The sequence below is a fragment of the Antrihabitans stalactiti genome (assembly GCF_012932915.1).
Lineage (GTDB): Bacteria > Actinomycetota > Actinomycetes > Mycobacteriales > Mycobacteriaceae > Antrihabitans > Antrihabitans stalactiti.
This window is the reverse complement of sequence record NZ_VCQU01000015.1, coordinates 1-14305: the sequence shown is the minus strand read 5'-3', so window position 1 is coordinate 14305 and position 14305 is coordinate 1. Positions and strand designations below refer to the sequence as shown.

The window sequence follows — 14305 nt, the reverse complement described above, 5'->3', positions numbered from 1 at the left end:
GCAGTCAGTGCAACGAGGAACAGCGTGCGCACTCTAACGGAAAATGAGCGGAGCATCACCAGAGACTATGCGTAGTCCGGTTGTTCCACCCGAGTTGCGATCGGCGTGATTGCTCGAGCGCCCGTCCGGGCGGCTCCGATTCCGGCGGCCACGACGAGACCGATGCCGACAACCGCGGCCGGACCCGGCACCTGATGCAGGATCACTAGTCCGATGAGAAGGGCGAAAGCGGGCTCGAGGCTCATCAAGGTGCCGAACGCGGCTGTCGTGAGGCGGCGTAGCGCGAGCATTTCCAGCGCGAACGGCACGACCGGTAGTAGCAGTGCCAGACCCACTCCGATGATCAGCACCTCAGGCGTCAATCGCCCGAATATCGACGGACCGGCGACGAGGGCCGCGGTCAGACCGGCCACCGGCATCGATACAGCGAGTCCGGTAATCCCTGTGACGGCGTCGCCGACGCGTTGCGTCAGCAGAATGTAGGCCGCCCAGCAACCGGCGGCGGCGAGCGCGAACGCAACCCCGAGCGGATCGACAGCTCCGGCCCACGGCTGGGTCAGCAGCACTACACCGACCGCGGCCAGACCCGGCCAGGCAAGTCGCCCCCGGCCCCTGCCGTGTACGACCGCGACACCGAGCGGACCGAGAAACTCGATTGCGCTGGCTGTGCCCAGCGGGATCCGATCGACGGCGGCCATGAACAGCAACGTCACGGCCGCGGTGACGACGCCGAGACCGATGCAGGCGATGAACGTCGAGCGGGTGAAAGCGCTCGGACGAGGACGGACGATTATCAGCAGGAGCACGCCGGCCCACACGAGTCGAAGGCAGGCAACGCCGTCGGGCCCTAGCCGGTCGATCAGGCCGACGGAGATGCCGAGCCCCAATTGGACGCAGAGCATGGCGGTCAACGCCATCATTGCGCCGGTGTTGGCGGTGTTCCTGGTCATGAAGACCATTGAACGTGGCCGTAACCGTTCGCGTCCACGTGACTTTCCTGGACAAACCGTTCATGTTCTGCGAACAATTGACGAGTGGAGACCCGACGCCTGCATTTGCTGCTGGAACTGTCCCGTCTGGGCTCGATGGGCGCGGTCGCCGACACCCATGGTTTGACGACGTCGACCGTGTCGCAGCAAATCGCCGCGCTGTCGAAAGAAACAGGCGCACAACTGATCGAACCCGATGGCCGCCGCGTGCGACTGACACCTGCGGGTCGCCGACTCGCCGACCATGCCGTCACGATCCTTGCTGCCGTCGACGGCGCCCGGCTCGATCTCGACCCGGATGCCGAGCCGAGCGGCACGCTGCGCGTCGGCGGTTTCGCCACAGGAATCCGGACCTCACTATTGCCATTATTGGCCGATCTGAATCGCACCCATCCAGGGATCGATGTCGTGCTCAGCGAGTACGAGCCGTCCGAGGCCTTCGCGCTGCTGAACGACGACGAACTCGACCTCGCGCTCACCTACGATTACGACCTCGTGCCGGCAGCCCCGGGCGCACTCCTCGAAACTGTCCCGCTGTGGTCGACACCGTGGGCACTCGGCGTACCGGACGACGCACCGGACGGTCCGATAGACATCGCGATGTATGCCGAGACGCCGTGGATCGTGAACTCCCGCAACACCGCCGACGAGATCGCGGTGCGCACCCTGGCCTCGCTCGCTGGCTTCACGCCGCGAATCGCACACGCGATCGACAGCCTGGACCTCGTCGAGGACCTGATCACAGCGGGCTACGGCGTCGGACTGCTACCCGCACAGCGCCCGACGCGCGAGGGCGTCAAGGTGGTCCCGCTCGCCGGACGGACCCTCGTCCTCCGCGCGTACGCGGTGACCAGGCGCGGACGGTCGACTTGGTCACCGCTCAGGCTCCTGCTCGATCAGCTCACGTCGGCCGAGAGCGACATCACCCTGAGATGGTGAATCGACGCACAGTTCGTCAGCGCAAACGGGAGACCCTCACCTGCACAAACAGCAGAAAACCGCAGGTCGACAGGGGCTCGACATTCCGCGGATCGTCCCTACAGTCGAGGTCATGTTTGACCAACTCGCCTTCGACCTGACCGCGAACCATAGCGAGTGGCTGATCAACCGGCCGATCGAAATCGGGGTGTACGTGGCTTTGGCGGTCGCCTTCCGCTTTGTCGGCCATCGCGCGATCGACCGCCTCACGACGCCGCGCGCCGGTGGCCCGGGTGCCGCGCTGTTGCGGCCGCTGCGAGCGCACGCTCCAACGCGAGGGCGCAGCGTCTTGCAGAACCAGCGCCGGGCGCAGCGCGCCAACACGATCGGTTCGGTCCTGAAATCGGCCGTTTCCTTCATCGTTCTGGTGTGGTGCGTGCTCGCGATCCTGGCGACCGTCGGCCTCGACGTGAGACCCTTCCTCGCGAGTGCCGGAATCATCGGACTCGCGATCGGATTCGGCGCGCAAAATCTGGTGCGCGACTTCCTCTCCGGCATCTTCATGTTGCTCGAAGACCAATACGGCGTCGGTGACGTCGTCGACCTCGGCGAAGCGACGGGCACCATCGAATCGGTCGGGTTGCGCGTAACCACCCTGCGCGATGTCAGTGGCACTTTGTGGTACTGCCGCAACGGTGAAATCGTCCGAGTCGGCAACATGTCGCAGGGACACGCGGTCGCCGTGCTGGACCTACCGATCGCACGCACCGCCGATGTCGACCACGCCTGCGAGGTCGCCAACCGCGTCGTCGTCGAGCGTGCGGGTGCCGACGACCTGGCCCAAGACGTACTGGAGCCCCCGGAGTTGTGGGGCGTGCAAGCGGTGCGACCCGACGCCGTCGATATCCGATTGACGGTGAAGGTCAAACCAGGTCGGCAATGGGCGGTGCAGCGAGAATTGCAGCGCGCGGTGCTCGATGCCTACACAAAGGAAGACATCTCAGCGCCCTACCCGACCGGTCGGTCCTATACCTACGAAAATTAGGAGCGCTTATTTGGCCGTCTCGTAGTGACTCGGGGTGCGATTGACTTCGAGTGTGAACACATCGGGACGGTTGTAGTGGCCGGCGAAATCTTGCAACAGCTTCATTTTGACCCAGATGTCGAGGTCCATATCCGCGTAGATGATTTGCTCGACGCCCGGCGCGACCGGGCCCGCGATTATTTCCGATCCCGGCGAAACAATCACCGCTCCGCCGTCCCTGATGCCGGCTGCCAGGTCGACGTCCGGAGTGCCGGCCATTTCCGCCATCTCCTTGTAGAACGCCCGATCGATCACACCAGGGGCGCTTATGACGAACGCTTTCGACAAGATCGAGAAATGGCGTGCGGTGAGTGACGAAACGTCAGGCAAGTCGGGTCCGCTGCCAGACATGATGAATTGCGGGGGCCAACTCATCGCATGCACACGTGGACCACGAGACACCACGTCGAAACCCGCGAGTGGGTTGGAGTTTTCCGAGCAAGCCAGTGCACTGAGGGGGCCCCATGGCGTATCGACCACGGTCAACGTTTCACCTGAACCACCCCAGTGGACCATCCGTTCGTAACCGGTGGGCGTCAGCTTTTGGTGCTTACCAAGAAGCTGGCCGTCGGGCCCGAAGAACAACTGGGTATTGAACATCGAACCGGAATTCGCCTGCCAACGCTCGACCACGCCGACCACCGCGTAGCAGCCTGCCTCTCGACACGCCTCGCCGAGTTTTGCCGTCTCCGGCCCGGGCACGTCGACGGCGCTCTTCAACAACCGCACATTGAGGTCGCTCAACGCCGGAGACATCGCAGGCAAGAATTCGAACCAAGCTGGATAAGCGGAAATGAAGCACTCGGGAAAAACGACAACGTCCGCGGAATTGCGCCCCGCTTCCCGAATCAGCTCACACGCTTTGTCGGTGGTCGCCGCCGTATCAAGGGTGATCGACGCAGCCTGCACGGCCGCACCACGGATGACTTGCTTCATATCGCACTCCTCCACGCACGGGCGACAGGGAATAGCGTCGGTGCCTATCAGCCTCCCATGCGAGCAGGATCGGGAATGTGAAATCGCACGAGATTTCAAGGCACGACGAGGAATGCATACGGGCGGAACTCGACAATTTCGGCCTTGCCGTTCGACTCACGAACGACCACGGTGATGTGCAGTGGCGGTAAGGGTGCACCGCTGACCAATTGCGTACCGTCGACGACGAACAGTCCGTCGGCGAGACGACGAATTTCGTCGATCGAGATTTCGGTGGTCGATCCGGCGAGCATGCCACTGAAGTATTCGGCGTACCCATCGCGCACTGCTTCTCGCCCGTCGTAGCTGTCGCCGAGTGGGTTGATGAGACGGCCGTCAGCAGCGTAGGTCTGTGCGACAGCCGCTGCATCGCCGCGATTCCATGCCTGGCAGAAATCTTCGATCACGACGCGGGTGTCGGAATCAAGTGCTGTATCCATTGGAAGTGCTCCTTCGATGATGTCCTGGCGTGCATGTCGAAATTAGTCCGACGCGAGCCAGGCGATCATCGGGCGAACTCCCTATTTCGGGTTCGCGTCCGGCAGTGGCCGAGAGCAGATTTCATGTGCTTCGTCGGCGGGAATTCCGAACATACGCAACAAGTCTTCGGCGAGCTGATCGCTAGCGGCGGCGTCGTCGCGGTCCGGATTGTCGTGCAGAAACTGGCCAAGACACAGGATCGCGCCGGCTGCGGCAACGAGCGCCAGTTGTGGGTCACGGATGGTGAATCTGCCAGCCTCGATCCCCGCTTCGATGTCACGTAACGCGCGCGGAGCGAGACCGCGGTCGGACGAGACGAGTGCGGTCCCGGACTTGATCAAGACCAAGCTCAGCTCGGGCACCAGCCGATGAAGTCGCCCCGTCAATCTGAAGGCCTCGGCGAACACTTCCGCCGGATCGGTCAGCGGTGCAGTCAGCGCGTCGAGCATGGCACCGTGCGCGTCGAGCGCCTCGTCCACGGCGGCCTGGAACAGGTCCTCTTTGCTCTGGAAATGGTTGTAGAACGACCCCATCCCCACGTCGGCCGCTTGGGTTATCTCGAGCACCGGCACATTGGTCTGACCTGCGGCGATGAGCGTTTGGGCTGCTTTGACAAGTGCCGCACGAGTGCGCGTCTTGCGTCGATCGAGGCGGTTTTCCGGCGGGCTGGCGTCGACTGTCACAGATCGCACTTTAGCAGGAATCCTCATTTTTGACGATATCGTCAGAAACTCTTGACTGACGCATCCGTCGCATGTGACGATATCGTCAACAAACACAAGGAGCGGTTCATGTCAGACCATCACAACCTGCACAGCGAACTGGGTGCATTGGCCGGCGAACACCTCGGACGGGCGCGCAACCCGATCGTGAAGGTGCATGACATCGCGTGGCTGGAGTTCGAGAAGCCCAACCTCAATCGTGCCGAAATCTTCGGTCGTGCTTTCGGATTCACGCCAACACTGCGCACTCCCGACGAACTGCACCTGCGTGGCACCGATGTCGGCGCGCCATGCGTGGTGGTCCGGAAAGGTGAACGAACGCGGTACGTGGGCGCAGCGTTTCAGGCTGCCGAGACAGCGGACGTGCTGCGGCTCGCCGAGGCGACCGGCCGGACCGTACGCGCGCTCCCGGACCCACTCGGCGGCGTCTCGGTCGACCTCACCGATCCCAGCGGCGCTACCGTGCGCGTCGTCGCCGACCAACATCAACTCGCAACGTTGCCCTCACAGCGCCCGCACACCTTCAACTTCGGACACGACCTGAACCGGGTGAACGCCACCCAGCGACCATCACGCGAGCCGGCATTGGTGCAGCGGCTCGGGCACGTCGTGCTGCAATCGACGAAATACCGCGAAACGCTGGACTGGTACCTCGAGCACCTCGGTCTGATCGTCAGCGACTTCCTCTACTACGCCGGCCAGCGCGAACGCGGCCCGGTGATGAGCTTCATCCGTTGCGATCGGGGCACCACGCCCACCGACCACCACACCCTTGCCCTCACGCTCGGTCCGTCGAATCGGTATGTGCACTCCGCTTTTCAGGTCGCCGACCTCGACGCCATGGCCGCTGGCGGCGAGTATCTACGCGAGCGGGGCTACCAACGTTCTTGGGGAATCGGTCGCCATATTCAGGGCAGCCAGATTTTCGATTACTGGCGTGATCCGGACGGCTTCCTGGTCGAACACTTCAGCGACGGCGACATGTTCGACAACACGCTCGAACCAGGGTGGGCCCAGATGACCGCCTCTGGGCTTGCCCAATGGGGACCGCCGGTCACCAAGGACTTCCTCGGCACGAACCCGAGATCCGCTCGACACGAGGCCGTTTCAGTGGTCTCCGCTCTCCGTGACGACAACGAATTCGACCTCGCGAGGCTGCGCGGTCTGCTGAAAGTCGCTACTTCCTAACTCTCCTCTCGAAAGGTCACTTGCATGTCCATCTCCATCCTCCGTACCACCGACGCCTGGTGGGTCGCCACCCCGACCGGCGCTGCCAAAATCGACACGGCTGCAACAACTACCGCTCAACTACTCGCCGACCGCCCCGCAATCGACCGCGCCGGTGCAGGGACCGTCCCGATCGAAAGCTTGGACCTCGTCTCCCCTGTCTCCGCTCCATGCCGTGTCGTCGCGCAGATGACGAATTTTCGCTCCCACGTGAAGGATTCGGGAATGGACCCCGAGTCCATCCCGTTGACGTTCTTTCGCAAGACATCGGGCTCGATCAGCGGCCCGTTCGACGACATCGTCAAGCCCGGCCACGTTCAGTTCCTCGACTACGAGGTCGAGATCGGGCTCGTCTTCGGGCGCGCGGTTCCCGTCGGCACGAAGATTACCGACGCCAACATCGCCGACTACGTCGCCGGGCTCGTCGTCACCAACGACGTCTCTGCACGCGATCTGCAGCTTCCGAAAACCCAATTCTACGAGGCGAAGTCGTACCCGACCTTCACCCCGGTCGGCCCGGCACTCGTGCTGCTCGATGGCGACGAGCTGAAGCGATTCACCGATCTCCGCCTACAGTTGCGCGTCAACGGTGAGCTGCGCCAGGACATGCTGGTCGGCACCGACATGATCTACCGTCCCACCGAGGCACTTTCCGCTCTCACCGGATTCCAGCGGTTGGACGCCGGCGACCTACTGCTGACGGGAACTCCGGTCGGAACCGCGCTCAGCGCACCGGCGAAGCCCGTGGAAATCATCGGCTCACTGCTCCCGCCTGCGACCAAGTGGAAGCTCTTCTTCAAGCGCCAGGCCAACAATCCGAAGTACCTGCACGACGGCGATGTTGTCGAACTGTCCGTTGCTACCGACGACGGCGCTATCGATCTCGGCACCCAGCGCACGGTCGTTCGGTACGCCCGATGACCGACGTCGTTGCGCTCACCCGCGCGGCGGTTGGCAGCTACTTGCGGCGCTATCACCGCCACAGCGTCGTCGTCGACGAAACCGTTTCGGACACAAAGGTTTTGTTCGTGTCGAACCACGGGTTCGGCGGACTTGTGGACCTCAACGTCGCCGCCGCATTCGTTTCGCTCGACGTCGCCGGGGTGACGCGCCCGACAACAGCGCTCGTCCACCAACTCGCCTGGACGATGGGGGTCGGCAGAATCGTCGAAGCATTCGGCGGCACCAAGGCCAGCGCTCACGCGGTAGGCGACGCATTCGCCGCCGACCGCAACATCCTCGTCTTCCCGGGTGGCGATGTGGACGCCGGAAAGTCTTGGCGCGAACGAAACACGATATGTTTCGACGGGCGAACCGGTTTCGCCCGGATCGCCATCGAACACGGTGTGCCGATCGTTCCCATCGTGACGGCCGGCGCCGGAGAATCGTTGTTCGCCCTGCACGACGGCCGCGGGCTTGCTACTGCGCTGCGACTGCCGAAGTTACTGCGAGTCAAGACACTTCCGATCAGCATCTCGATTCCCTGGGGTCTGTCCATCGGCGTCGCTGGCATGCTCCCCTACGTCCCATTGCCCACCAAACTCGACACCGCGATCCTTCCGGCCATGACGCCCGAGTCCGGCGAAAGCGCAGCGTCTTTCGCCGACCGCGTTGCCGGTGCGATGCAGTCGAGGCTCGACCAGATGGTCAGTGAGAGAGTATGACCACCAACACTTTTCCCGTCGTCATCGTCGGCGCTGGACCGGCCGGAGTGACCGCCGCGACCCTGCTCGGTCAGTACGCAATCGAGTGCCTGGTCCTGGACCGCTGGTCCGGCGTCTACCCGCAACCGCGCGCCGTCCATCTCGACGACGAGATCTATCGCATCCTCGGGCACCTCGGAGTAGCGGACGAGTTCGCTGCAATATCGCGCCCGTCACTGGGACTTCAGCTGCGCGACAACACCATGCGGGTCCTCGCCGAATTTCGCCGGGAGACGACCGACGGCATACACGGCTATCCGAAAGCCAACATGTTCGACCAACCTGACCTGGAAGCTGTACTGCGGGAGAACCTTTCCCACTATCCGACGGTCACGTTGCGCCCCAACTCCGAGGTCACCGAGATTCACCAGGACGACGACACGGTGCTGATCTCCTACACCGACCGGCCAACCGGCGAGCAGCACACCGTCACAGCGCGCTACTTGCTCGGCTGCGACGGGGCCAACAGCATGGTCCGCGCCGCGATCGGCTCCACCATGAAGGACCTGAAGCTCGAGCAGCGTTGGCTCGTCATCGATGTCGCCACCGCGGCCGACCTGGCCCAGTGGGACGGGGTGCACCAGGTATGCGATCCGGTGCGCGCCGCCACCTACATGCGCATCGGTCCGACCCGCTACCGCTGGGAATTCCGGTTGCTACCAGGCGAATCAGCTGCCGATTTCAACGACCTGAGCGCAGTGCAGCCACTCCTCGAACCGTGGATCGGCAATACCGACGCCGCACAGCTCGAGCTGGTCCGCGTCGCCGAATACACCTTCCGCGCCAAGCTCGCAGACCGATGGCGGGTCGGCAATGTCTTTCTACTCGGCGACGCAGCGCACCTCACGCCGCCGTTCATCGGGCAGGGCATGGGCGCCGGGCTGCGCGACGCGATGAACCTCGCCTGGAAACTCGCAGGCGTCATCGACGGCGCGCTGCCGGAGTCGATCCTCGACACCTACGAACAGGAGCGCAGACCCCACGCCCGCACCATGATTCTGCTGGCTCTCGGCATGGGGAAAGCCATGACCGAAGGCGGCAGGTTCGGCGATGTGTTGCGTCGTACCATCGCCCCACGCCTGCACCATATTCCGGGTCTTCGCGCCACCATCTCGCATGGTGCAACTCCCCCGTTGTCCCGCAGCGAACTCGTCCTGAAATCGCTGCGACCACGCCAGTTGACCGGGACACTGTGCCCGAACCCCGTGCTCGACGGTGAGCGGTTCGACGACATCGTCGGCGGCGGGTTCACAGTCGTCACGACGAATACGCCGAGCGCTTCCCAGGTCCGCACCATCGAAGCGCGCGGAGCGGTGGTCATCACCACCCCCGCCGATTCCGAACTCGGTCGTTGGCTGCACGGTCGGCGCGCCACGGTCGCGATCGTGCGACCGGACCGCACAGTCATGCACGCCGGACGCGACCTCACCGCGGTCGCACTGCTCCCCCACCTGACACTTACTCACCCGCAGCGAAAGACGACCCGATGACCGCCTACTCTTCTGTCGGAGCCCGCTTCCTTGCCCAGTGCGAGCAGTCCGCTTCAGCCGAAGCCTTTCGCGCCCCGACGGTCGACGGTGGCTGGCAATCGCTGACCTGGTCCGATACCGCGTCGCGCTCCCGCGAACTCGCCGCAGGCTTGATTGCGCTCGGGATCACCGCAGAAAGTCGCGTCGCAATCGCCAGCTCCACGCGCCTGGAATGGGTGCTTGCCGATCTCGCGATCGCCCTGGCCGGTGGCGCCACCACCACTGTCTACCCCAGCACCAACGCCGACTATGTCGCCTACATCCTCACCGATTGCGGCGCCACCGTCGTCTTCGCCGAAAACGAGGACCAACTCGACAAACTGCGCACCGCGGACGGTTTCGTCGGCAGCGTGCGATATGTCGTGATGTTCGACGGCGAACGCGGTGACGACGGTGTGCTGACGCTCGAGCAACTCACCGACATCGGCCGATCGCATACGAGTGCGAATCCCGCCGCCGTCGAGGTTGCGCTCGCCGCGCTGACGACGGACCACCTGGCCACCATCGTCTACACCTCTGGAACGACGGGGCGACCCAAAGGCGTGGAACTCACCCATGGCAACTGGCTCTACCTCGGTGCCGCGATCGCCTCCGAAGGCGTGATCCGCCCCGACCACCTGCAGTTTCTCTGGCTGCCGCTCTCGCACGTGTTCGGCAAACTGCTCCTCGCCGCGCAGTACGAAATCGGTTTTGTCACCGCCATCGACGGACGCATCGACCGCATCGTCGACAACCTCGCGATCACCCAACCCAGCTTCATGGCCGCCGCTCCACGCATCTTCGAAAAGATCTACAGCCGTGTCGTCACCACGGCTGAATCGGGTGGCGGCGCGCAGAGAGCGCTGTTCGGGTGGGCGTTCGACATCGGCGTCGACGCGGTCCGCAGCCGCTCCGCGGGACAGCCGATATCACGTTGGCGCACAGCACAACTCGCAGTTGCCGATCGCCTCGTCTTCGCACGAATCCGCGCCCGCCTCGGCGGCAATATCGAATACCTCGTCTCCGGGAGCGCCGCACTGTCCCCGCAGATCGCGGAATGGTTTGCCGCCGCTGGACTGCCGATCCTGGAGGGCTACGGCCTGACCGAAACCACAGGCGCATCCTTCGTCAACCGACCCGACGACATCAGAATCGGCACCGTCGGCCGCGCCTTCCCCGGCACGGAGGTCAAGATCGCCGACGACGGCGAGATCCTGCTCCGTGGGCCGGGGATCATGCGCGGGTACCACGGTCTCCCCACGCAGACCGCCGAGGTGATCGACGCCGGCGGCTGGTTCGCGACGGGCGACATCGGCACCCTGGACAGCGATGGCTTCCTGAACATCACCGATCGCAAGAAGGACCTCGTCAAAACCAGTGGCGGCAAATACATTGCCCCCACGGCGATCGAGTCGGCCATCAAAGCGGCATGCCCACTCGTCTCTCATGCGATCGTCATCGCCGACGGCCGTAACTTCGCGAGCGTGCTGCTCACCCTCGACCCGGACGCGGCAGCGGGCCATCCCGTCACCGATGTGGTCCAGCGCGCGATCGATCAGGTCAACACTCGCCTCAACCGCTGGGAAACGATCAAGCAGTTCCGCATCCTGCCGCGCGAACTGAGCATCGAATCCGGTGAGCTCACGCCCAGTCTCAAAATCAAACGCGCAGTCGTCGCCCGCAATCACGCCGACCTCATCGAATCCATCTACACCGCAAAGGGATCGCGGCGATGAAGTCGCGCGGCGCGCCGGTCGTCGACCTCGACCTGTACAGCGGCAACGTCATTCGCGATCCGCAGCCGATCTACCGGACCATTCGCGACGCCGGACCGCTGGTGTGGTTGCCGAAACAGCGGCTGTGGGCGATGGGTCGGTTCGACGATGTACGTGAGGCATTGCGCGACGACACCACCTTCCGCAGCGGCCGCGGCGTCGCCGCCAACCCGATCGCCAATATGCTCGGCCGCTACACAACGTTGTCGAGCGACGACCAGACACATCTGACTCGCCGCCGGATCCTTATGCATTCGTTGACCTCTCGCGCGCTCGCTCCTTCAGTCGAGACCTTCGAGCACGAAGCCGTAGCGACTGTCGAGCGGCTGCTGGAATTAGAGTCGTTCGAAGCCGTCGCAGACTTTTCGTCGCGGCTTCCGGTCCAGGCGGTCGCCGAACTGGTCGGCCTGACTGTGCCGCCGACTCAGATGCTGACTTGGGCCGCCGCCACGTTCGACGGACTCGGACCCGCGAACCAGCGAACGATTACGACCGCACGCAGCTCGCTGGGTTTGCTCGCCTACACGCTCCGGCTCAACAGAAACAGCGTCACCCCCGGAGGCTGGGCAGCGTCAGTATTCGATGCTGCCGACCGCGGCGACGTCGGCTGGCTCGAAGCCAAGAACATGGTTGTCGATTTCGTCGCCCCGAGCCTCGACACCACCATTCTCGCGACCGCGCAAATGCTTTGGAGCTTGGGCACCAACCCCGACGTCTGGCAGCAGCTCAAGGACGATCCGTCGCTGGTGCCCACCGCCGTCGTCGAAGCGGTCCGAATCGCCTCGCCTATCCGCGGATTCACGCGGACTGTCGCGGACGACACCACTCTGCACGGTGTCCCGCTGCGCAAAGGCGATCGGGTCGTATTGCTGTACGCGGCGGCCAACATGGACGAGCGCCACTTCGACCAGCCGGAACGCTTCGCTCTGTACCGGCGTGGCAGTAATCTCGGCTGGGGCCACGGCATCCACACCTGCGTCGGAATGCAACTGGCGAAGCTCGAAATGCAGACCCTGCTACACGCAATGATCCCCCGCGTCGACACCATCACGGTGTCAGATCCAAAGCCGTTGACCAACAACTGCCTTCAGGGCTTCGCGTCGTTCACAGCTCGCTTCACCTGACGAAGGAGTCACGATGGCACATGTCATCACCCAGTCGTGCTGCAACGACGCCAGCTGTCTCAGCGTCTGCCCGGTCAATTGCATTCACCCAACGCCGGACGAACCGGACTTCGCGACGGCGGAGATGCTCTATATCGACCCGGCAACCTGCATCGACTGCGGGGCGTGCGTCGATGAGTGCCCGGTCTCAGCGATCCAGCCCGACGACCGACTGGATGCAAACAACCGAATCTTCCTGCAGCTCAACGCCGCCTACTACACAGACCACACCCCGGTTCGGAGCAAGCCTGTTAGAGCGATGCACCCGGCGCTGGCCACCGAACTTCACGTCGCGATTGTCGGGGGCGGGCCTGCTGCGTTCTACGCAGCCGACGATTTGCTACGAAATCCCGGCGTACGTGTCGACATGTTCGAACGCCTTCCAACGCCATACGGACTGGTCCGCGCCGGTGTCGCACCCGACCACCAATCGACCAAGCGAGTCGAAAATGCCTTCGCCGCAACGGCAGCCAGGTCAGGCTTTCGGTACTTCCTCAACACCGAGGTCGGCGTGCACGTCACGCACGACGAACTGCGCGAGCGCTATCACGCCGTGCTCTATGCGTCGGGCGCATCCACAGACAGACGTCTCGACGTGCCGGGCGAAGACGTGCCCGGTTCGATCGCAGCCACCGATTTCGTCGCCTGGTACAACGGGCATCCCGACTACGCCGGCCTCGAATTCGACCTGTCCACGCCGACTGCGGTCATCGTCGGAAACGGCAACGTGGCACTCGATGTGGCCCGCATCCTCGTTAGCGGTCCGGACCGGCTCGCCCGCACCGACATTGCCGACCATGCGCTCGATGCGCTGAAGCGCTCGAACGTCACCGAGGTCGTTGTGCTGGGCCGTCGTGGCGTCGCCCAAGCCGCCTACACGAATGCCGAATTCGTTGCCATGGGACAGATCCCGTGTGTGGACGTGATCATCGATCCGGACGGGTTGGTGCTCGACCCAAGCACCGCCGCCGCCCTCGCCGCAGGAACCTTGGACAGCACGATCGCCGCTAAGATCCGCATCGCACGAGACTTCGCCGACCGCACACCGACGGCAGGCAGCCGGCGAATTGCGTTCCGCTACTTGGTCTCGCCTGCGGAGATCACCGGAGGTTCGGCGGTCACGTCTATCACCTGTGTACGCAATGAATTCACCCACACCGGCGGTGTCGTCGCCACGCCAGTGCGCAGCACCGTCACGACCGGAATCGTCATTCGTGCGATTGGTTATCGCGGCAGACCCATCCCACCGCTCCCGTTCGATGCCGAATGCGCCGTCGTTCCCAACGATCGCGGCGCGGTCACCGATGAGCCCGGGGTCTACGTCGCCGGTTGGATCAAACGAGGACCCAGCGGCGGCATCGGCATGAATCGCTTATGCGGGCAGGAGACCGCGGGTCGCATACTCGCCGACCACGCGGCGGGTCTACTCGAATCCCCGATCCGTTCCCGCGACGACATTGTCGAACTGGTCGTCGCACGCGGCGGCACCCCGATCGACGGCGATGGCTGGGACCGCATCGACGCTCATGAGAAGGCCGCTGGCCGAATGGCCGGCCGGCGCCGCGTAAAACTGGTAGACCGCACCGATCTCGAAACCGCAGCGCGACCCTGACCCCTGTGAGTCTTTTCGGAGTCTATGGACTCTGTCCAGTCTCGACACATGTGGGACATCTGATGTCTACCCACATGTGGGACAGGTTGTTGGATGGGTAGGTGATGGCACCTGAGACCGGGCTTGGATTAGTCCATGCTCAGATCGGC

The 14305-nt window shown here is 63.8% G+C and carries 13 protein-coding genes; 9 read left to right on the top strand and 4 right to left on the bottom strand.

The genetic code is table 11. From position 1 onward, the window contains the following. Positions 1 to 65: 65 nt before the first annotated feature. Positions 66 to 950, bottom strand: coding sequence for an EamA family transporter (locus tag FGL95_RS29645; RefSeq protein WP_169594193.1), 885 nt, complete (start codon positions 948 to 950; stop codon positions 66 to 68). 84 nt (positions 951 to 1034) lie between these two features. On the opposite strand from FGL95_RS29645, the gene FGL95_RS29640 reads away from it, so the two are divergent. Both FGL95_RS29640 and FGL95_RS29635 read left to right on the top strand, forming a co-directional pair. Then, positions 1035 to 1928 carry a LysR substrate-binding domain-containing protein gene (locus FGL95_RS29640; protein WP_169594191.1) on the top strand — a complete coding sequence of 298 codons (894 nt, stop codon included), beginning with the start codon at positions 1035 to 1037 and terminating at the stop codon, positions 1926 to 1928. Positions 1929 to 2040: 112 nt separating this feature from the next. After that, positions 2041 to 2952, top strand: coding sequence for a mechanosensitive ion channel family protein (locus FGL95_RS29635; RefSeq protein WP_169594189.1), 912 nt, complete (start codon positions 2041 to 2043; stop codon positions 2950 to 2952). A gap of 6 nt (positions 2953 to 2958) precedes the next feature. Here FGL95_RS29635 and FGL95_RS29630 read toward each other — a convergent pair whose 3' ends face one another. The 3 genes from FGL95_RS29630 to FGL95_RS29620 all read right to left on the bottom strand — a co-directional run bounded on the left by FGL95_RS29630 (position 2959) and on the right by FGL95_RS29620 (position 5156). Continuing rightward, positions 2959 to 3927: a carbon-nitrogen hydrolase family protein gene (locus tag FGL95_RS29630; protein WP_169594188.1), complete on the bottom strand. Its 969-nt coding sequence runs from the start codon at positions 3925 to 3927 to the stop codon at positions 2959 to 2961. 95 nt (positions 3928 to 4022) lie between these two features. Then, positions 4023 to 4406 carry an SgcJ/EcaC family oxidoreductase gene (locus FGL95_RS29625; protein ID WP_169594186.1) on the bottom strand — a complete coding sequence of 128 codons (384 nt, stop codon included), beginning with the start codon at positions 4404 to 4406 and terminating at the stop codon, positions 4023 to 4025. Between the two features lie 81 nt (positions 4407 to 4487). Beyond that, positions 4488 to 5156, bottom strand: coding sequence for a TetR/AcrR family transcriptional regulator (locus tag FGL95_RS29620; protein ID WP_169594184.1), 669 nt, complete (start codon positions 5154 to 5156; stop codon positions 4488 to 4490). Between the two features lie 81 nt (positions 5157 to 5237). Between FGL95_RS29620 and FGL95_RS29615 the strand changes: the two genes are divergently transcribed. The 7 genes from FGL95_RS29615 to FGL95_RS29585 are packed head-to-tail and all read left to right on the top strand — an operon-like array spanning position 5238 to position 14156. Beyond that, positions 5238 to 6356, top strand: a complete 1119-nt coding sequence (locus FGL95_RS29615; protein ID WP_169594182.1) for a VOC family protein — start codon at positions 5238 to 5240, stop codon at positions 6354 to 6356. A 24-nt stretch (positions 6357 to 6380) separates the two neighbouring features. Beyond that, positions 6381 to 7316 (top strand): fumarylacetoacetate hydrolase family protein, encoded by a 936-nt coding sequence (locus FGL95_RS29610; protein WP_169594180.1) that lies wholly within the window; start codon positions 6381 to 6383, stop codon positions 7314 to 7316. Further along, on the top strand, positions 7313 to 8059 hold the full coding sequence (locus FGL95_RS29605) for a 1-acyl-sn-glycerol-3-phosphate acyltransferase (protein ID WP_169594178.1): 747 nt from the start codon (positions 7313 to 7315) through the stop codon (positions 8057 to 8059). Before FGL95_RS29610 ends, FGL95_RS29605 begins: the two co-directional genes overlap by 4 nt. Then, on the top strand, positions 8056 to 9588 hold the full coding sequence (mhpA, locus tag FGL95_RS29600; RefSeq protein WP_169594177.1) for a bifunctional 3-(3-hydroxy-phenyl)propionate/3-hydroxycinnamic acid hydroxylase MhpA: 1533 nt from the start codon (positions 8056 to 8058) through the stop codon (positions 9586 to 9588). Before FGL95_RS29605 ends, mhpA begins: the two co-directional genes overlap by 4 nt. Then, a complete protein-coding gene (locus FGL95_RS29595; protein ID WP_169594175.1) occupies positions 9585 to 11342 on the top strand; it encodes an AMP-dependent synthetase/ligase in 1758 nt (585 codons plus the stop codon). The genes mhpA and FGL95_RS29595 overlap by 4 nt, the downstream gene beginning before the upstream one ends. Then, a complete protein-coding gene (locus tag FGL95_RS29590) occupies positions 11339 to 12505 on the top strand; it encodes a cytochrome P450 (protein WP_169594173.1) in 1167 nt (388 codons plus the stop codon). The genes FGL95_RS29595 and FGL95_RS29590 overlap by 4 nt, the downstream gene beginning before the upstream one ends. Before the next feature lie 13 nt (positions 12506 to 12518). Continuing rightward, positions 12519 to 14156, top strand: a complete 1638-nt coding sequence (locus FGL95_RS29585; protein WP_169594171.1) for an FAD-dependent oxidoreductase — start codon at positions 12519 to 12521, stop codon at positions 14154 to 14156. Positions 14157 to 14305: the final 149 nt, after the last annotated feature.